Source organism: Tenacibaculum singaporense (assembly GCF_003867015.1).
GTDB lineage: Bacteria > Bacteroidota > Bacteroidia > Flavobacteriales > Flavobacteriaceae > Polaribacter > Polaribacter singaporensis.
Map to the genome: position 1 here is coordinate 578,004 of NZ_CP032548.1, position 19,486 is coordinate 597,489.

The window sequence follows — 19,486 nt, forward strand, 5'->3', positions numbered from 1 at the left end:
TAGAAAAGAAAAAGGAGGAAAGAGAAAAAAGAAAAAAAGCGAGTTAAACTCGCTTTTAAAATAATTTTTATGAGTTATCTGGAACACATGCACAAGCTGTGTAATCATACACATAACCCACATCACAAGGCTCAAGAGGAAAGCATCCACCATTTCCTTTAATTATCTTTTGTTCCTTTTTACTAAGTAATTTACCAGTTTTTGAAATGTTCTTTAACATAATTTTTAAATTTATAGATTAATATGAAAAAGCGAACCGAAGTCCGCTTACTGTTTCTTAGCACATATCTTGTTTACAATCATAAAAACAAGCACTAAACTCTTCTTTAGTTTGAAAGTTTTGCGATCTACAAAAATCTACACAAACAGAACAAAAAAATTGAGAACCTCCATTAATAAGTTTTTGCTCTTTTTTGTTTAGTGTACTACCTAAATTTGAAATATTCTTTAACATAATATGTTTTTAAGATATTTGACAATACCCCCAATAACAAAAGAAACGTTCATTTTCCATCCCTGGGTAAGAATTAAGAATATCACAATCGCTATTTGTAGAGCATTGCATAGTTCCTCCGCCAAAACCACCATTAATATTTTTTTGTTCTTTTTTGTTTAGGGTAGTACCTAAATTTGAAATGTTTTGTAACATCTTTAAAGTTTTTAAAATTAGTACTAGCAATTTAATTCAACTTTAAAAATTCTTCGTTTATTTTGCCTTAAAAAAAGTATGGGTTATCCATACTTTTTTAAAACTTATGATACAATCCAAAACTCAATGCTGGAGCTTTGGCTACATTTCTTCCTGCAAAAGCACCTCCGAAACCAACATTAGCTCCAAAAGATTTATTGAACTCACCTATAAGTTTTAATCCAAAGGCTGCGTAGCTTTGATCGTTTACATACAAACCTGTAGCTAAATTTTCTTGAGGCAATATAACGTCTCCATTTTTTAAAGAGGCAACACCGTCTAAAAAGCCTGCTACCCATAACCAATTTAGTGCTTTGTAACCAACTTCTCCTCCTAATTTATAGTTAGAGCTATAGTCGTTTGTTCTAATATCAAATCCTGTAAATACTTGTATATACCATGAATCAAAACCTCTTCCTGTTAAAAACAACGGTGTGAATGTCCACGCATCATAGCCACTTCGTATTCCTGAATTCTCTTTATAACTGCTTGTATTCGCTTCAATAGAAAGTTGTCCTGATAACAACCATTTATTATTAGAAAAGTTATGTTTTATTCCTAATTGGATGTTTCCTAATAAGGTTTCAGAAGTTTCTTCAATAGTAAAAGAAGGAAAAATTACAGACATATCTTCTGTAAAATTACCTGTTTTAACCATTTTTAAAGGAATGTTAGCAAATAATGTTGTTTTGTCTGTTACACCATATTCTCCGTATAGTTGTAATGTGTTATCGGTTATTTCTCGTTGAGGTTTGTAATCTGGATTACCATAGATTTTATCATAGCTTCCAATAGTAGTAAATGAAGCTTGAATATATCCTTCATTTTTATTTTTTGTCCACGGACTTTGAGAAAAAGCATTAAATGTAATTAAAAATAATGCTGGTAAAACTAGTTGTTTCATACTAAAATATTTTTATTATTAGTTTACAAAAGCTTTCGTTCCTTACAAAAGAGTTATTCTTTAGGTAATATTTTTTATAACACATCACAAAAAAGTAAAGCAGTATTTAAATAAATACTGCTTTCATACATTTTCTGGACCTTAGCTTATACAACATAAATCATTTTGTATAATCCCTGTACAACTTATTCCTGTCGGTGTATCAAAAGCACATGGATTACCTTCTCCAAAACCTACATATCCATTTCCTCCCGGATACCTTTCATGACATCCTGTTATATCACATTCATTATTTCCTGAAAAGAAACCTCCTTTTATGTTTTTTTGTGCTACCTTATTAAGTAAAACACCTAAGCTTGAAATGTTTTTTAACATCTTTAAATTTTTTAAAATTAGTACCAGCAATTTAATTCAACTTTAAAAACTCATCGACTTTTTTCCCTTACAAAAGGTATGGTAAATCCTTATTTTTTCTTCAAATAGCATGTTTAAAGGGGTTTATTAATGAAAAATAGGGGTTTAAATAAATCTTTAACTAAAATTTCCTCTTAAAACACGTATTTTTATACTTGAATATGGAAAATTTTAATAAAATACAGCAAAAACTAAAGCAGTTTAGTAAGAAGTTTTATACAAATGAATTGATAAAAGGAAGCATTTTATTTGTTTCTTTAGGATTAATTTATTTGCTCTTCACTCTGTTTATTGAATACTTTTTATGGTTAAAACCAACCGCCAGAACCTTTTTATTTTGGTTATTTATTATAGTAGAAGTGTTCTTATTTTTCCGTTTTATTTGTTTTCCTATTTTTAAAATTGCAGGTTTACAAAAAGGAATTTCTTTTGAAGAGGCTTCTAAAATAATTGGAAATCATTTTCCTGAAGTAAAAGATAAATTATTAAATGTTTTACAGCTACAACAAAACAATCAGCAGTCTGATTTATTAGCTGCTAGTATTGAGCAAAAATCGAAAGAATTACAGCCTGTTTCTTTTAATAAGGCCATTGACTTTAGTAGAAATAGAAAGTATGTAAAATATGCTTTAATTCCTTTCTTAATTTGGGGAATTTCTATGCTTACAGGAACATCAAGTAAACTTTCACAAAGTTTTAATCGTGTAGTAAATCATTCGGTAGCTTATAATCCTCCAGCTCCTTTTTATTTTAATTTAACCGCAAAAGATTTACGTGTTATTAAAGGAAAAGATATAACTGTATATATACAAACAGAAGGGAAGGTGATACCACAAGAAACCAAAATTCATTTTAATGGTCAACAATATTTTATGGAAAATGAAGGAAATGGTTTGTTTTCATATACCTTTTCTGAAGTCCAAAATCCTATTTTATTTTATGCAAGTGCCAATGGAATTGAATCTAATGAGTATACTATAACGATTATTAAAACCCCATCGATTCAAAATATTTCATTAAATCTAACCTATCCATCATACATAGGAAAAGCTTCTGAAACAATTAACAACACCGGAAACTTAAATGTTCCACAAGGAACAATTGTAAAATGGGATATTAAAACTTCTGAAACCGATACAGTTACCTTTATAGAAAAAGAAAAAAGAACAATTTTTAAACAAAAAGAAAGCAACGAATTTGAGTTTTCTAAACGTGTACTGAACAATACTAATTATCAAATTACAACATCTAACAAAAATCTAACAGATTACGAACAGCTACAGTTTTCTATTAATGTAACTAAAGATGAATATCCAACTATCAATGTAAATTCAAATATTGATAGTATTTCTCGTGGAAATGCCCAGTTTGTGGGTCAAATTGCTGATGATTATGGTTTTAAGAGGTTAGAATTGGTTTATTACGACAAAAACAATAATCAAAACACTGATAATCAAGTGATTAAAATAAATAAAGAGAACATTCAAACCTTTTATTTTGAATTTCCTGGAAGTTTAGATTTAAAAGAGGGAATAGACTATGAAATGTACTTTCAAGTATACGATAATGATGTTGTAAATGGTAGTAAAAAAGCCATGAGTAGAAAGTTTAGCTACCAACAAAAAACAAAAGAAGAAATAGAGGAAGAGCTATTACAAGAACAAAAAAACTACATAGAAAACATAACTAACTCACTAGATCAACAACAAAAAAGTAAGAAAGATTTAGAGAAAATACAGTTTGATTTACAAAACAAAAAGAATATTAACTGGAATGATCAAAAGAAAATTCAGAATTTAATAAAGCGTCAGGAGCAATACAAGCAAATGATGCAACGTCAAACACAAAAATTACAAGAGAATTTTTCTGAAAAGAAAGAGGAAAATGAAACTCTTGAGCAGAAAAAAGAAAACCTTAAAAAGCGTATTGAAGAACTTAAAAAGTTAGAAAAGCAACAAAAATTATTAGATGAATTAAACAAGCTAGCTGATAAACTTAAAAAAGAAGATTTAATTAAAAAGACAAAAGAACTAGCTGAACAAAACAAACAACAAGAACGTAGTTTGGAACGTATTTTAGAAATGACTAAGCGCTTTTATGTAGAACAAAAGATGAATCAATTAGCAAACAAACTCGATGATTTATCAAAAAAACAAGAAGAGTTAAGTAACAAAGAATCTAGCAAAGAAGAACAGCAACAAATTAATGAAGAGTTTCAAAAAACAAAGAAAGAGTTAGATGATTTAGAAAAAGATAATCAAGGTTTAAAACAACCCATGGAAATTCCTTCTATGGAAGATTTGGAAAAACAAACTCAAGAAGAACTTAATAAAGCTGAAGAAAATTTAGATAAAAATAACGCTTCTGAAACAAAGAAAAATCAAAAAAAAGCTGCTAAAAAAATGCAGCAAATGAGTCAGAAGATGCAACAATCAATGCAATCTATGAGTGCAGAAATGGAAGAAGAAAACATGGAAGGTTTACGTCAAATATTAGAAAACCTTATCACATTCTCTTTCGACCAAGAAGCTTTAATGAATGAGTTTTCTTCCTCAAATTCATCACATCCTAACTTTGGTAAAAACCTTCAGAAACAACACCAACTAAAAACCTATTTTGAACATATTGATGATAGCTTATTTGTACTTTCAATGCGAGTTCCTAGTATATCTTCAAAAATTCAAGATCACTTAGCACAAGCTCATTATAATCTAGATCAGTCTTTAGAAAATTTTGCAGATAATTATTTTCAAAACGGAATCTCTAATCAACAGTATGTAATGACTTCAGCAAATACATTAGCGGATATGTTGAGTAATACTTTAGACGCTATGCAAAACCCAAAACCTGGAAATGGAAAAGGGAAGGGGAAAGGTAAATCGTTTAGCTTACCAGACATCATTCAAAAGCAAAGTGAATTAATGGAAAAGATGAAACAAGGCATGCAAAAGAAAAATCAAGGAAACCCAAAGGATGGAAAAGACGGTAAAAATAAAGGTGAAAAAGAAGGGCAAAACGGTGAACAAAATGATGATTTAGATGGTGAATTGTATCAAATTTACAAAGAACAATCACAACTTAGAGAACAGTTAAAAAATGCTATTAACGAAGGAAATTCTGGAAACAAGGAAGCAAAAAAAGCTTTAAAAAAGATGGAGGAGTTAGAGAATGAAATTTTAGAAAAAGGTTTTACACAAGAAAGTATTAATAGAATGCAGCAATTAAACTACGAGCTACTTAAATTAGACAAGGCTACATTCGAACAAAACAGAGATAAACAACGTAAATCAAACACCAATTTACAAGAGTTTAATAACAATACAACTAAGGAATTGAAGTTTAAAAAGTTGTTTTATAACCAAACTGAGATATTAAACAGACAATCACTACCTTTGCGCCAAAATTACAAAAAGAAGGTGCAAGAGTACTTTAGCCTTCCAAAGGATAGAAAATAACGTATTAAAAAGCCTTTAGATTATACAAAATACTATTGCTTTTTAATTATGTTTTTAAATAATAACAATAGTATTTGATATAAAGAAATGATCGCATTTAATTACGAAACCAAGTTTCAATTAAACAATGAAGAAAACACTTCTAAATGGATACAAGAGTGTATCGAAAGAGAAGGTTTTGAATTGGGAGAAATCAACTATATTTTTTGTGATGACGCTTATTTACATAAAATAAATATAGAGTTTTTACAACACGATACATTAACTGATATTATTAGTTTTGATTATACGTTAGGTAAGTTAGTTGGAGGTGATATTTTTATTTCAGTAGAAAGAGTAGAAGAGAATGCAAAGGAGTTTAATACTTCTTTTGAAAATGAATTACACCGCGTAATAATTCATGGTATTTTACATTACATGAAATACAAAGATAAGACTGATGAAGAGAAGCAAATTATGCGCTCTAAAGAAAATGAATGTTTAGAAATTTTAGATAAAAAATAAAAGAGTTCCACGTGGAACTGATTATAAAAAATGAGTTTATTTAATACAACATACGATGTAATTGTAGTAGGAGGTGGACATGCTGGTAGCGAAGCTGCTGCAGCAAGTGCAAACATGGGAGCACACACTTTGTTAATTACAATGAACTTACAAAACATTGCTCAAATGAGTTGTAATCCAGCTATGGGTGGAATTGCAAAAGGGCAAATAGTTCGTGAAATTGATGCACTTGGTGGTTACAGTGGTATTGTAACTGACAAGACCGCGATTCAATTTAAAATGCTAAATAAATCTAAAGGACCAGCTATGTGGAGCCCAAGAGCTCAATCGGACAGAATGCAATTTGCAGAGTGCTGGAGAACCATGTTAGAACAAACTGAAAACCTAGATTTTTATCAAGACTCTGTGAATGGATTAGTGTTTGATGGTGATAAAATTATAGGAGTAAAAACTGCCTTAGGTTTAGAAATAAAAGCCAAAACAGTAATTGTAACTGCTGGTACTTTTTTAAACGGATTGATTCATATTGGTGAAAAAACGTTTGGTGGTGGTAGAGCAGGTGAAGGAGCTTCAACTGGTATTACTGAAGATTTAGTAGCTAAAGGTTTTGAAGCTGGTAGAATGAAAACAGGAACTCCTCCTCGTGTAGATGGTCGTTCATTAGATTATAGTAAAATGACCGAACAACCTGGTGACGATGCTCCAGAAAAATTCTCTTATTTACCCGTAACAAAACCATTAACTAAACAGCGCTCTTGTTATCTTACTTACACCAATCCAGAAGTACATGATTTACTTCGTGAAGGTTTTGAACGCTCGCCAATGTTTAATGGTAGAATTAAATCCACAGGACCACGTTATTGTCCGTCTGTAGAAGATAAAATTAATCGTTTTGCGGAGAAAGAACGTCATCAAATTTTTGTTGAACCAGAAGGTTGGGATACTGTAGAAATTTATGTGAACGGATTTTCTACATCACTTCCAGAAGACATTCAAGACAAAGCTATCCGTTCTATTCCTGGATTTGAAAACGTAAAATTCTTTAGATACGGTTATGCAATTGAATACGATTATTTTCCACCAACACAATTAAAACACAACTTAGAAACTAAGTTAATTGAGAACTTATTTTTTGCTGGTCAAATTAATGGTACAACAGGTTATGAAGAAGCAGCTGCTCAAGGTTTAATGGCAGGTGTAAATGCAGCGTTAAAAACTCAAAATAAAGAGCCTTTTATTCTAAAAAGAAGCGAAGCCTATATAGGTGTTTTAATTGATGATTTAATCACAAAAGGGACAGAGGAACCGTATCGTATGTTTACTTCTCGTGCTGAATATAGAACTCTTTTACGACAAGATAATGCAGATTTACGCTTAACAGAAAAATCTTATAAATTAGGATTAGCTTCTCAAGAAAGAATGGATAGAGTAGAAGAGAAGAAAAACAAGACTCAAAACTTAATCGATTATATTAAAGGATTGAGTGTAACAAAAGAGGATATCAACCCTATTCTAGAAGAGAAAAATTTAGCAACGATTAATCAATCTATGAAATTATATAAAATTGCTGCGAGACCTCAATTAACGTTTTCTGATTTTAGATCGATTAATAAGCTTGAAAATTATATTCAAGAAAACGAAATTGATAATGAAATTATAGAGCAAGTTGAAATCCATTTAAAATACTCTGGTTATATCGAAAAAGAAAAGAATAATGCAGACAAATTAAATAGATTAGAAAACGTACCTATTCCTTCTACATTTGATTATAGTAAAGTGAAATCTTTATCATATGAAGCTAGAGAAAAATTATCTAAAATACAACCTACTTCAATTTCACAAGCAAGTAGAATAAGTGGAGTATCACCAAGTGATATATCTGTATTACTTGTTTACATGGGTAGGTAAATATTAATTTAGAATTACAAAAAATAAAATGTTCCATGTGGAACGTTTTATTTTTTTATGTATAATTGTTCAACCAAAAACCAAAGTTCCATAAGGAACACTCAACACATTTTATTAATTTGATTACAAAAAAAGAGTTCTATAAGAACTTAAAACCTTTTTTAAACTGTATTGATCATACAGTGTCGAAAGAGAGTTATGAGGTAATGAAAAATGAAGAATACGATATGTTAGTAACTTCACCTGTACCTAATAACTTAGATAAATACTATGCTAGTGAAGATTATATTTCACATACAGATAGTAAAACATCTCTTTTTGATAAAACATATCAGTTTGTAAAAAACTACACTTTAAAAAAGAAACTAAAATTAATTAACTCTTTTAATACAGAAGATAAATTGATTTTAGATGTTGGTGCTGGTACAGGTGATTTTTTAAAAGTGTGTGAAAATGGTGGCTGGAAAATTACTGGTGTTGAACCCTCTGAAAAGGCAAGAAATTTTGCTAAGAATAAAAACATAAATCTTTTAGAAGACCTTTCTAAAATAGAAAGCAAACAATTTGATGTTATTAGTCTTTGGCATGTCTTAGAACATATTCCTAATTTAACAGAATACATACAGCAATTAAAATCACTTTTAAAAGCTAATGGTGTTTTAATTATTGCTGTTCCAAATTATCAAAGCTTTGATGCAAAACACTACAAAGAGTTTTGGGCAGCTTATGATGTTCCAAGACACTTGTGGCATTTTTCAAGAACAGCTATTTCAAAAATATTTTCATTAGTTGAAATGAAAGTAGAAAAAACACTTCCAATGAAATTTGATTCTTTTTATGTTTCTTTATTATCTGAAAAATATAAAACAAAAAAATCAAGACCAATTCAAGCTTTTTTAACAGGGTTGAAATCAAATTTTAAAGCAAATGCTTCAGGTGAATATTCTTCTTTAATTTACATCATAAAAAACAGATAAAACTTATTTTAAAACTGTTTTAACTAATTTATTATATTAAAACATACAAACACCTTACTAAAATTAAAAAACCTCTTAAAAAGCACTTTTTAAGAGGTTTTTTAATAAATTATTTTTATTTAAAAATAAAAATAATAGTTTTTATCTATTTAATAAATAGACAGCTAAAATTGTTATTATAAAGTAAACTGCTAATGTCATTGCTCCAGCATAATCTTTTGCTAATCGTTGTCCAATTAATAAAAAGATTAAAGTTACAGCTGATAACTCAGCACCTATTAAAGCAATATTATGATTTCCTGTTGTTGATAAATGAAAAATTCCAACAAACATTAATGCGCCAGCTAATAATTCCATCACTAAAATTACAGCAAGTAAAAAAGGTACCGAATTTTTTAAGGGAGAATCTTTAAAGTGTCCTCTAATAAAAGATAAATTTCCTTTCCAGTCTGTTACCTTATCTATTCCCGATTGTAAAAAAGTAACGATTAAAAAAAGTAAAAGTAAAATTTCTGTTATGCTTTGTTGTATAAGTTCCATATAATTGATTTTTTACAAATATAAATTTTAAATAAGAATTGTAACAATTCAAATAAAATTCGTCTAATAATTATCTACCATTAAGTAGTATCTTTATCAAAAAAATTACTAACATTTAAAAAATTAAAAACTATGTCAATTTATATGTATCCGGTTATTGTTATCGGAATTCTTGTATTTTTATCATTATTCTTTATTGTTAAGCAACAAACAGCAGCTATTATTGAGCGCTTTGGTCGCTTTCAAAGCATTCGTCATTCAGGATTACAATTAAAAATTCCTATTGTGGATAGAATTGCTGGTAAGTTAAGTTTAAAAATTCAACAGCTAGATGTAATTGTAGAAACAAAAACCTTAGATGATGTATTTGTTAAGTTAAAAGTTTCTGTACAATACAAAGTAATTCGTGATAAGGTGTACGATGCTTTTTATAAGCTAGATTATCCACACGATCAAATTACATCTTATGTATTTGATGTGGTACGTGCAGAAGTACCTAAAATGAAGTTAGATGATGTATTTGTTAAAAAAGATGATATTGCAATCGCCGTAAAAACTGAATTAAACGATGCCATGGCTGATTATGGTTATGACATTATAAAAACTTTAGTAACTGATATTGATCCTGATGCTCAAGTAAAAGCGGCAATGAACCGTATTAATGCTTCTGAACGTGAAAAAATAGCAGCTCAATTTGAAGGAGACGCACAACGTATTTTAATTGTTGAAAAAGCTAAAGCAGAAGCTGAAAGCAAACGTTTACAAGGTCAGGGTATTGCAGATCAACGTAGAGAAATTGCTCGTGGTTTAGAAGAATCTGTTGAAGTTTTAAATAAAGTAGGAATTAACAGTCAAGAAGCATCAGCTTTAATTGTTGTTACACAACACTACGATACTTTACAATCAATTGGTGAAGAAACTAACAGTAACTTGATTTTATTACCAAATTCACCACAAGCAGGTAGTAATATGTTAAATGATATGGTAGCTAGCTTTACAGCAAGTAATCAAATAGGTGAGGCAATGAAAAAAGCACAAGAAAATAAAGACAAAGAATAATTATGATACTATCAACTACACCTTCAATAGAAAATAAACCAGCTAAAGAATATTTAGGTATTGTTACGGGTGAAACAATTATAGGTGCAAACATTTTTAAGGACTTTTTTGCTGGTATTAGAGATATAGTAGGAGGTAGGTCTGGTTCTTATGAAAAAGTTCTAAGAGAAGCTAAAGAAATAGCTTTGAAGGAGATGGAAGAGAGAGCTCAAAGATTGGGAGCTGATGCAGTTATAGGAATTGACTTAGATTATGAAACCGTTGGCGCCAATGGAGGCATGCTAATGGTTACAGCTTCTGGGACAGCCGTAAAACTTTAATTAAATAAAAAACCGAAACATTAGATGTTTCGGTTTTCTTTTTATTGTTAATAAGATAATTATCTTATTTCTTTTCTTCTACTTTATCAGTATTCTCTTCATCTTTAGTGGCATCTTTAAATTCTTTGATACCAGTACCTAAACCTCTCATTAATTCAGGAATTTTTCTACCTCCGAATAATAATAATACTAATGCAACGACAATAGCTATTTGCCATGGTCCAATCATTCCTAAAAATATAGTAAGTAAATTCATTTTTATTAAATTTTGCGCTACAAAGATACGAAATTAACTTCGGTGTTCAATTACTCCACCAATTACTTTTTTGTCTCTAAATACTTCAGGTTTTCCTTTGTAAAAAATTGAACCTCCAAATGATACTTTAGCATCTAGTGTTTCTCCTGATTGTACTTCAACTTTAGAACCAGATCCAGCCTTTACTATAGTCATTTCTTCTACCGATAATTTGTATCCGTGATACATTCCTCCTAAATCAGCATTTACATTTTGATTCTTGGTTGCTCCAGAAAGCCTTATAACTGCTCCTGAAGAGCTTTTTACATTCAAATGCTTAACATTAACTACAAGATTAATAAAAGCTCCTTCTTGAGCTCTAATTTCAACTTTTTGTTGATTAATATCTTTTCCTGTAATTGTTGCTCCTTCATTTGCATCAATGATTGATAAAGTTTTATTGTAATATAATGTTGCCTTCACTTTACCATCGGCAGTAGTTTCTGGGAATCTTAATAATACTTTTAAGGTAGTTCCATCCAACTTAATTTTAACTTTATCTGTTTTTTCTCCAGTAACTATTATTTTAGATTCATCAGATTTTACGAGTTTTAAATCTATGCCGTTATACACTTTTACAATTGAAAAGTCTCCTAAATTTTTAGTTATCGTTGTTTGAGCTGATGCTAAAACGGTCATCAAAAACAAACTTAATATTGCTAACTTCTTCATAATAAATTCATTAGTTAATTGAGTATAACCAATAATTATACCAATACTATAAAGGTAAATCTTAATTTTTATTGTTTAAAACTGTACAAATTAGTGTGAAATCAAATTGAAATCAAGGTGTTTACGTTCCAAATCGGTGTGTTTTACTTTTACTACTACTTCATCACCCAGTTGAATCATATTCTTGGTTGATTGTCCAATCACAGCATATTGTTTTTCGTCAAAGATATAATAATCATCCTTAATATCCTTGATTCTAACCATACCTTCACATTTATTAGATTTGATTTCAACATAAATTCCCCATTCTGTTACACCAGAAACTACTCCTTCAAATTCTTGATCTTTATGATCTTGCATGTATTTAACTTGCATATATTTAATGGAATCTCTTTCTGCTTTAGAGGCTAACTCTTCCATTTTAGAAGAATGTTTACACCTTTCTTCATAAATTTCTGCTTTAGGCGAATTTCCGCCATCTAAATAGTGTTGTAATAAACGATGCGTCATTACATCAGGGTAACGACGTATTGGTGAAGTAAAGTGGCTGTAATAATCAAAAGCTAATCCATAGTGACCTATATTTTGTGTAGTATATTCAGCTTTACTCATTGAACGTATCGCTAAGGTTTCAACCATATTAGCTTCTCCCTTACCGTGAACGTCTGATAATAATTTATTTAAACTATCAGATGTTTTTTGTCGTGTTTCTGTATTAATTTTATATCCGAATTTGCTAACAATATTTTGTAACGATGCTAGTTTTTCTACATCTGGTTCATCGTGTACACGATACACAAAAGTTTTCTTACTTGGTCTTCCTGCAGAAAGTCCTACAAATTCTGCTACTTTTTTGTTTGCTAATAACATGAATTCTTCAATCAGTTTATTAGCGTCTTTAGCTTCTTTAAAGAAAACTCCTGTAGGATTAGCATTTTCATCTAAATGAAATTTAACTTCAACTCTATCAAAAGAAATAGCTCCAGATTTCATACGCTTTTTACGCATTTTTTTAGCTAGTTCATCAAGTTTCAATGTAGCTTCAACAATAGTTTCATCAACTTCATATGCTTCTCCAGTTAAAGAAACATCTGCAGGAATTATATTATTTTTATTCTCAATGATTGCTTGGGCTTCCTCATAAGCAAAGCGTTTATCAGAATATGTAACAGTTCTACCAAACCATTGGTTAATAACTTGTGCTTTCTCATTCATTTCAAATACTGCTGAAAAAGTCAGTTTTTCTTCATTTGGTCGTAATGAACAAACTCCATTACTTAACATTTCAGGTAGCATTGGTACCACTCTATCAACTAAATATACTGATGTAGCACGATCATAAGCTTCGTCATCTAAAATAGTTTTTGGTTGTAAATAATGAGAAACATCAGCAATGTGAATACCTATTTCATAATTACCATTTTCAAGTTTTGTAAATGATAAAGCATCGTCAAAATCTTTAGCATCTTTAGGATCTATGGTAAATGTTAAATCTCCTCGCATATCTCTACGCTTAGCTATTTCCTCCTTAGTAATTTCAATAGGTAATTCAGATGCTTCTTTCTCTACTTCAGTAGGAAATTCATAAGGTAAACCATATTCTAATAAAATAGAATGTATTTCTGTATCGTGATCTCCTGGTCTTCCTAAAACTTGAGTAATTTTTCCAAATGGATTTTTAGAATTTTCAGGCCAATCAGTCATTTTAGCAACTACCTTATCACCATCTTTTGCTCCATTTAATTTACTTTGAGAAATAAAAATGTCAGCATACATTTTAGTGCTATCTGGTATAACAAATCCGAAATTTTTATTCATTTGTAATACACCAACAAATTCAGTTTTTGCTCTCTCAATAATTTCTACAACATCAGCTTCAAGTTTATTGCTTCTACGCTTTTTATACACATAGGCTTTTACAGTATCGTTATGTAAACCTTTACCTAAATTTACTGAAGGCACAAAAATATCGTGCTCAAAATCATCACAAATAAAATAAGCATTTCCATTAGAAGTAGCATCTAAAGTACCAACATGGTATTTACGATCTTCATTTATTTGATATTTACCTCTATCAACTTCTTTAATTTTCTTGTTAGCTGTTAATTCTGCTAACTTTTTAATAATTTGATTTTTGCCATCAGTATCAGAAACCTTCAATTTAGAAGCAATCTGTTTGTAATTGTAATATTTATTACTGTCTTCGTTAAGTATTTTGAAAATGTTACGGGTAAGATCTTTGATAACTTTACCCTTTTTTTTGTAGATTTTTTTCTTTCTAGTCATTAATCTTTCGTCTTATTTAATTTTCAACCAAAGTACGAATAAAATTAATGCTAGTAATTTAAATAACTGTTATAAATTGATTTCGTACTTTTCCAATCTTTATTTAAAGTGATGGTATGAATAATTCTTGGTATGTTATTGTTAATCCTGTAGCTGGTAATGGTAAGTTCAATAAATATTGGTCAGATATTCAACAGGAATTAAAATTTAATAATATAACCTATGAATATGCAAAAACTGAATATTCTAATCACGAAAAAATTATTGTTCAGCAAGCCATTAACAAAGGTTATAAGAAAATAATTTCTGTTGGGGGTGATGGTACTTTACATCATGTCATTAACGGAATTATGACTCAAAATACTATAAAACCTGAAGAAATAACTATTGCTGTTATTCCATTAGGTACTGGTAATGACTGGATTAAAACTTATAATATACCTAAGAATATAAAAGCTGCCGTTGGTTTAATAAAGCAAGTGAAAACTATTTTTCAAGACATCGGTTATTTGGAATTATCTGATACTTCTTCCTATTTTAATAATGTAGCTGGTATTGGTTATGACGGATATGTTGTTAACAAGTTGAATAAATTAAAGAGATTTGGATCTATAGCCTACTTATTGAGTGGGCTAGCGGGTTTATTACTCTACAAAAAAACTACTTTTAACATAACTATTAACAATAAATCTGTTGAAACAAAGTGTTTAATGACTTTGTTTGGTATTTGTAAATATTCAGCAGGAGGTATGCAATTAACTGATTATAAATGTTCTAATAATGGTTTATTTGATATAACAATAGCTAAAAACTTGTCCTTTTGGGACTTACTATTTTCAATTAAAAAATTATACAACGGAAAAATTCTTCAACATAAAAAAGTAGAAACGCATTTGGCTAGCTCATTGTTAATAACTCCTAAAAACAATGATGAACTTCCTTATATCCAAGCAGATGGTGAGTTAATAGGTAGAGGACAAGTTAAAGTTAGTATTATTAAAAGTGCTATTCAAATAGTTATTCCTTAAAAAGTTAAAAAAAACTTAATAAAATTGTAACGTTTCTTAAATTCATACGTCTTTATAGTAAGAAAGTCGTTATAAATGAAAAACTTACGAAAAATAATAGCACTTTTTATTTTTATATTCATTACAGGAATTATCGTAACTGTAGTGAGTATAAATACGACTTTAAACAAAAAAACTCCTTCAGAAGTAGTAACTAAAGATACTATTTACCTTATTAAAGCATCTAAAAAAGCTGTTTAAGTCTTTTTCTCTCACTTATTATCACTTTTCAACAAACGTAGTATTTACGTCTTATTTTTTGCAATTTGCCATAAAAGAAGACAAAGAAGTTACTCTAATTTTTGTAACTCAGTAAATGGTTAGTAGAGGAGTCTCTAAAACTTAAATTTCAAAAAAACTGTTATTAACATATTATATTATTAATAAAAGAGATTTTAAAAATTTAAAAAAAGAAATGATTGTTATTATAGTGTGTTAATATGTAGCATAAAAAGTGGATTTTATTTTTGGTTAAGTGACTTATTAAAATAAATAAACAAGTTATTAGTTAAATAAAACTTTAAAAATCAACTATAAAATAGAGTTATTAACAAAAGTTATAAACAGCAATTCACTGAAAATTTTGAATAGTTAATTTTCTTTTCAATGTAAAAAAAGGGTTAATTTAATGTTGATAAATGTTCATTAAAATCTCAAAAAAAAAGTTGCATAATTAATTCTTGTTCTTGTATTGTAAAAAATATCTAGAAAATCAAATTTTCTTTTCAGAATATTTTATTAGTTCTTAACAATTAGTTAATATAGTTTAACCCCTTAATTTTAAAGAGGTTATTAAGAATGGTAAAAAAAGCATTGTTAATTACTGTTGATAACCGTGAATAACTGTATTTTTGTAATTCACAACTGAATTAAAATCAACAAATTATGACAATCGCTGTAGGAAATGATCACGCAGGCACCGAATACAAATTTGAAATAGTTAAACTTTTAGAAGAATTAGGGCATAAAGTAATCAACTTTGGTACGAATGAAACCGATAGTATGGATTACCCAGATACCATTCACCCAGCTGCTGAAGCTGTTGAAACAGGACAAGCAGAAATGGGAATTATTTTATGTGGAAGTGGTAATGGAGCGCAAATGACTGCTAATAAGCACCAAGGAGTGCGAGCTGCTTTATGTTGGAATAACGAATTGGTGGAATTAACACGTCAACACAACGATGCAAATATTTTAACTATTCCAGCTCGTTTTGTATCGTTGCAACAAGCTTTAGGTTTTGTGAAGATTTTTTTATCTACCGAATTTGAAGGAGGTCGTCACGCGAATAGAGTAAATAAAATAGCTTGCTGTTAATGAATTTTATAGTAAAAAGATTTCAAGAATTAACAACTTCAGAACTATATGAATTACTTCAATTACGTTCTGAAGTTTTTGTTGTTGAACAAGATTGTGTCTATCAAGATATTGATGGTAAAGATCAAAAAGCTTTACATGTTATAGGAATTAAGGAAGGTAAAATAATAGCCTATACTCGTTTGTTTAATAGTGGTGAATATTTTGATACACCTAGTATTGGCAGGGTAGTAGTAAAGGAAAGTGAACGTAAATATGGTTACGGACACGATTTGATAAAAGCATCTATCAAAGCTATTGTTGATAACTACAAAGAAACTGCCATAACTATTTCTGCACAAACCTATTTACAAAAATTCTACGAATCTCACGGATTTAAACAAGTAGGAGAAGGATATTTAGAAGACGGAATTCCGCATATAAGAATGGTTAGAAACTAAACCAATTCCTCAACTTCTTTAACTTCACCAACTTGCATATTACTTAATAAAATATCACCCACACGAACACGTACTAAACGGAGTGTAGGAAAACCAACGGCAGAGGTCATTTTACGTACTTGTCTAAATTTCCCTTCGGTTAAGGTAACAGATATCCAAGGAGTAGGACCGTGACGAGCATCTCTAATTTTTTTAGAACGTTCAGGTAAATCTGGCGTATCCATTGCTCTAACTTTGCAAGGTTTAGTCATGTATTTTTTTCCGTCAAAACCAATTTCAACCCCATTTTGTAGTTGTTCAATAGCTTCTGAAGTAATAGCTCCGTCTAACTGAACATAATATTCTTTTTCAACTCCACCTCTGGTAGTAATAAAGTCGCTTACTTTTCCGTCGGTTGTTAACAACAACAAACCTTCTGATTTTACATCTAACCTACCTACAGCCATTGTATTTTCAGGAAAATCGTATAATTCACCCAATAATTTGTGTTTACCTCCTTTTTTTTGATTGGTAATAAACTGAGAAAGAAAACCGTAAGGTTTGTAAATTATAAAGTGACGATGGTTTGACATAAACTATTTTAAAATGTATGACAAATTAACAAAAATATTTCGCCCCATTCTAGGTATATTTTGCCAATCTGAATAAGTAGAATAGTACGTGTTAAATATATTTTCTACTCCTGATTTTATTATGAATGAATCGTTGTTTATGTAAAATTTATAACCAGCATCAATATTAAAAATTGTATAACTTTTAGTTTTGTCTTCTCCGTAATTTTTAGAAAAATTATGTTGTGTTCCTGCACCCACAACTTCAAAAGTTGATGTAAAAAGATTCTTTGTAAAATCAATATTTACATTATAAGTTAGAGGGGAAATTAAAGGCAAATTTTCTCCATTAATTTCTTTTCCATAGTTATAAGTTACAGTACTATCAAAGGTAAGCTCTTTGGTAAATTTATAGGTTAAATTTAAAGAGGAATTAAATTGTAAAACGTTGTTTAAAGAGCTATATACTTTTACTCCATCCGCACCTATAACCATAGGTTTAATATCAGGATTAATAACGCCTATAATATAATCTGAAATATAAAATAAAGAGTTTTCAAAACCGATAGTTAAATCATTGTTTTTAAAATCAATTTTAGAATTGAACTCTAACGATTTTTCATTTTTTAAATTCGGATTCCCGATGTAATCAAAATTATCAAAACTGTTATATAAATAGTTTCCATATCCTTCACTTACCGATGGAGCTCTCTCTCCATATCCTAATGAAGTTGTAACAGTAAACAGCTGTGTTTTGTTGATAATTTGAGCTGAAAAACTTGGTAAAAATCTATTTTTTGAAGGGGGTAAATTCGGATAAAATATTTGTAAGCTACCCAAACCAAAATCACTTGCAATCTTATTATTCTGGTATCCTAATCGAGTACTTAATTGAATAGATGTTTGATTGTTTAAGGTAATATTATCGCTTATAAACAATCCATTATATAAAGTTCTTACATCTGGCCATGTTAGCATAAACATTAGTTTTTCATTACTGTTCGCTGGATACATAGTCATTTCTGCTAATGACTTATTATAATGTCCGTTAAGATTAACAGAAAAGCGATGTTTGTTTTTCTTGAGTTGAGACTTCACATAAAATCCATAAGTATCACTCCAACCTGGCATATCCATATGAATAGACACGTTTGGTCTTTTGGTATCATCCATAACATGTTTAATACTGTTAGCATACAATTTAGCATCTATATAATTAAATAGAGCATTATTGTTTTTATACTCATAATTTATCGAAGCAATGGTAGCTTTTGCTAAAGAAACATCCATAGCTAAAGCAGGATAACCTATATCGGTAGCCTTGTCAAAAATAAAAGTAACACCTAATTTTTCTTTATTTGAAATTTTATAACCTGCTATAGTTGAAAAATTATATTTACTGTATTGAGAAAATAGAACTTCATTATTATTCCCATCTACATAATTATCAGCATTTCTATTAATAAAATCAGTGTTTACATAGAAGTTTTTAGAACTATAATTGGCTTCAACACCTATAACTTTAGTGTTTGAGTTGCTTTCATATCCTAAATCTATTCCTGTAACTACTTTTTTAAACTCGTTAGTGAAACTATTTTTATCTAGTTTTAAATCGATAGAACCACCAATGGTTTGACCATTTTCTGCACCATGTTGACCAGAATAAACTGCTACTTTTTCAAGATTTGAAATATCTACATAAGATGTGATAGGATCCATTTTATCGGTACAAGCACCAAAAATTTGCATTCCATCTATAGTTACATTAATTCTATCAGAAATCATATTATTCAAGGTAGGTTCCCAGGCATAATTTCCTCTTTTAATCATATTTATTTTAGCTGATTTCTCAAGAAAATCATCTAAGTTGGCCAATGGTTTGGCATATTTTTTATTATTTATTTTATTATCTCTTTTACCAATAACAATCACTTCATTTAAAAAGGTGTGAGTTTCTATTGTGTCTTTTTTTTCATTGTTTTCTTGTGATTGAATAGTAAGGGAAAACAACCCCAAGAGTAGGAGTATTATATAATGCTTCATTATTCGAAAAGTTTGAAAAAGAAGCTGTTTACAACTTAAATTGTTA

At 29.4% G+C, this 19,486-nt stretch carries 20 protein-coding genes; 10 read left to right on the plus strand and 10 right to left on the minus strand.

What is annotated here, in order from left to right:
- Positions 1 to 67: 67 nt before the first annotated feature.
- The 4 genes from D6T69_RS15920 to D6T69_RS02580 all read right to left on the minus strand — a co-directional run bounded on the left by D6T69_RS15920 (position 68) and on the right by D6T69_RS02580 (position 1,967).
- Positions 68 to 220, minus strand: coding sequence for a hypothetical protein (locus D6T69_RS15920; protein ID WP_164506677.1), 153 nt, complete (start codon positions 218 to 220; stop codon positions 68 to 70).
- A 243-nt stretch (positions 221 to 463) separates the two neighbouring features.
- Positions 464 to 649 carry a hypothetical protein gene (locus D6T69_RS02570; RefSeq protein WP_125066314.1) on the minus strand — a complete coding sequence of 62 codons (186 nt, stop codon included), beginning with the start codon at positions 647 to 649 and terminating at the stop codon, positions 464 to 466.
- Positions 650 to 746: 97 nt separating this feature from the next.
- Positions 747 to 1,592 (minus strand): hypothetical protein, encoded by an 846-nt coding sequence (locus D6T69_RS02575; protein ID WP_125066315.1) that lies wholly within the window; start codon positions 1,590 to 1,592, stop codon positions 747 to 749.
- A 141-nt stretch (positions 1,593 to 1,733) separates the two neighbouring features.
- Positions 1,734 to 1,967: a hypothetical protein gene (locus tag D6T69_RS02580; RefSeq protein ID WP_125066316.1), complete on the minus strand. Its 234-nt coding sequence runs from the start codon at positions 1,965 to 1,967 to the stop codon at positions 1,734 to 1,736.
- 200 nt (positions 1,968 to 2,167) lie between these two features.
- On the opposite strand from D6T69_RS02580, the gene D6T69_RS02585 reads away from it, so the two are divergent.
- The 4 genes from D6T69_RS02585 (at position 2,168) to D6T69_RS02600 (ending at position 8,850) form a co-directional block, all read left to right on the plus strand.
- Positions 2,168 to 5,461, plus strand: a complete 3,294-nt coding sequence (locus tag D6T69_RS02585; protein ID WP_125066317.1) for a DUF4175 family protein — start codon at positions 2,168 to 2,170, stop codon at positions 5,459 to 5,461.
- A gap of 87 nt (positions 5,462 to 5,548) precedes the next feature.
- A complete protein-coding gene (gene ybeY, locus D6T69_RS02590; RefSeq protein ID WP_073182353.1) occupies positions 5,549 to 5,965 on the plus strand; it encodes an rRNA maturation RNase YbeY in 417 nt (138 codons plus the stop codon).
- Positions 5,966 to 5,995: 30 nt separating this feature from the next.
- On the plus strand, positions 5,996 to 7,873 hold the full coding sequence (gene mnmG, locus D6T69_RS02595; RefSeq protein WP_125066318.1) for a tRNA uridine-5-carboxymethylaminomethyl(34) synthesis enzyme MnmG: 1,878 nt from the start codon (positions 5,996 to 5,998) through the stop codon (positions 7,871 to 7,873).
- Between the two features lie 119 nt (positions 7,874 to 7,992).
- Positions 7,993 to 8,850: a class I SAM-dependent methyltransferase gene (locus D6T69_RS02600; RefSeq protein WP_240628355.1), complete on the plus strand. Its 858-nt coding sequence runs from the start codon at positions 7,993 to 7,995 to the stop codon at positions 8,848 to 8,850.
- A gap of 141 nt (positions 8,851 to 8,991) precedes the next feature.
- Here D6T69_RS02600 and D6T69_RS02605 read toward each other — a convergent pair whose 3' ends face one another.
- Positions 8,992 to 9,390 carry a DoxX family protein gene (locus tag D6T69_RS02605; RefSeq protein ID WP_125066319.1) on the minus strand — a complete coding sequence of 133 codons (399 nt, stop codon included), beginning with the start codon at positions 9,388 to 9,390 and terminating at the stop codon, positions 8,992 to 8,994.
- A 132-nt stretch (positions 9,391 to 9,522) separates the two neighbouring features.
- On the opposite strand from D6T69_RS02605, the gene D6T69_RS02610 reads away from it, so the two are divergent.
- Positions 9,523 to 10,449 carry an SPFH domain-containing protein gene (locus tag D6T69_RS02610; RefSeq protein WP_047788054.1) on the plus strand — a complete coding sequence of 309 codons (927 nt, stop codon included), beginning with the start codon at positions 9,523 to 9,525 and terminating at the stop codon, positions 10,447 to 10,449.
- Between the two features lie 2 nt (positions 10,450 to 10,451).
- Entirely contained in the window at positions 10,452 to 10,769 is a 318-nt protein-coding gene (locus D6T69_RS02615; protein ID WP_125066320.1) for a heavy metal-binding domain-containing protein, read from the plus strand.
- Between the two features lie 64 nt (positions 10,770 to 10,833).
- Here D6T69_RS02615 and D6T69_RS02620 read toward each other — a convergent pair whose 3' ends face one another.
- From D6T69_RS02620 to rnr, 3 genes are all read right to left on the minus strand, one after another.
- Entirely contained in the window at positions 10,834 to 11,025 is a 192-nt protein-coding gene (locus D6T69_RS02620; protein WP_125066321.1) for a Sec-independent protein translocase subunit TatA/TatB, read from the minus strand.
- A 33-nt stretch (positions 11,026 to 11,058) separates the two neighbouring features.
- Positions 11,059 to 11,736 (minus strand): head GIN domain-containing protein, encoded by a 678-nt coding sequence (locus tag D6T69_RS02625; protein WP_125066322.1) that lies wholly within the window; start codon positions 11,734 to 11,736, stop codon positions 11,059 to 11,061.
- 90 nt (positions 11,737 to 11,826) lie between these two features.
- Positions 11,827 to 14,022, minus strand: a complete 2,196-nt coding sequence (gene rnr, locus D6T69_RS02630; RefSeq protein ID WP_125066323.1) for a ribonuclease R — start codon at positions 14,020 to 14,022, stop codon at positions 11,827 to 11,829.
- Between the two features lie 116 nt (positions 14,023 to 14,138).
- On the opposite strand from rnr, the gene D6T69_RS02635 reads away from it, so the two are divergent.
- From D6T69_RS02635 to D6T69_RS02645, 4 genes are all read left to right on the plus strand, one after another.
- A complete protein-coding gene (locus D6T69_RS02635; protein WP_125066324.1) occupies positions 14,139 to 15,050 on the plus strand; it encodes a diacylglycerol/lipid kinase family protein in 912 nt (303 codons plus the stop codon).
- A 75-nt stretch (positions 15,051 to 15,125) separates the two neighbouring features.
- Positions 15,126 to 15,290: a hypothetical protein gene (locus tag D6T69_RS15925; RefSeq protein ID WP_164505163.1), complete on the plus strand. Its 165-nt coding sequence runs from the start codon at positions 15,126 to 15,128 to the stop codon at positions 15,288 to 15,290.
- Between the two features lie 684 nt (positions 15,291 to 15,974).
- The gene (gene rpiB / locus D6T69_RS02640; protein ID WP_073182358.1) at positions 15,975 to 16,406 is read left to right on the plus strand and encodes a ribose 5-phosphate isomerase B; all 432 of its coding nucleotides are present in this window, start codon (positions 15,975 to 15,977) and stop codon (positions 16,404 to 16,406) included.
- Positions 16,406 to 16,846 (plus strand): GNAT family N-acetyltransferase, encoded by a 441-nt coding sequence (locus D6T69_RS02645; RefSeq protein ID WP_125066325.1) that lies wholly within the window; start codon positions 16,406 to 16,408, stop codon positions 16,844 to 16,846. The genes rpiB and D6T69_RS02645 overlap by 1 nt, the downstream gene beginning before the upstream one ends.
- Here D6T69_RS02645 and D6T69_RS02650 read toward each other — a convergent pair.
- Together D6T69_RS02650 and D6T69_RS02655 are read right to left on the minus strand one after the other, a co-directional pair.
- Entirely contained in the window at positions 16,843 to 17,418 is a 576-nt protein-coding gene (locus D6T69_RS02650) for a pseudouridine synthase (RefSeq protein ID WP_125066326.1), read from the minus strand. The two genes, D6T69_RS02645 and D6T69_RS02650, sit on opposite strands and share 4 nt — an antisense overlap.
- Positions 17,419 to 17,421: 3 nt before the next feature.
- Positions 17,422 to 19,440: a TonB-dependent receptor plug domain-containing protein gene (locus tag D6T69_RS02655; RefSeq protein ID WP_125066327.1), complete on the minus strand. Its 2,019-nt coding sequence runs from the start codon at positions 19,438 to 19,440 to the stop codon at positions 17,422 to 17,424.
- Between the last annotated feature and the right edge of the window lie 46 nt (positions 19,441 to 19,486).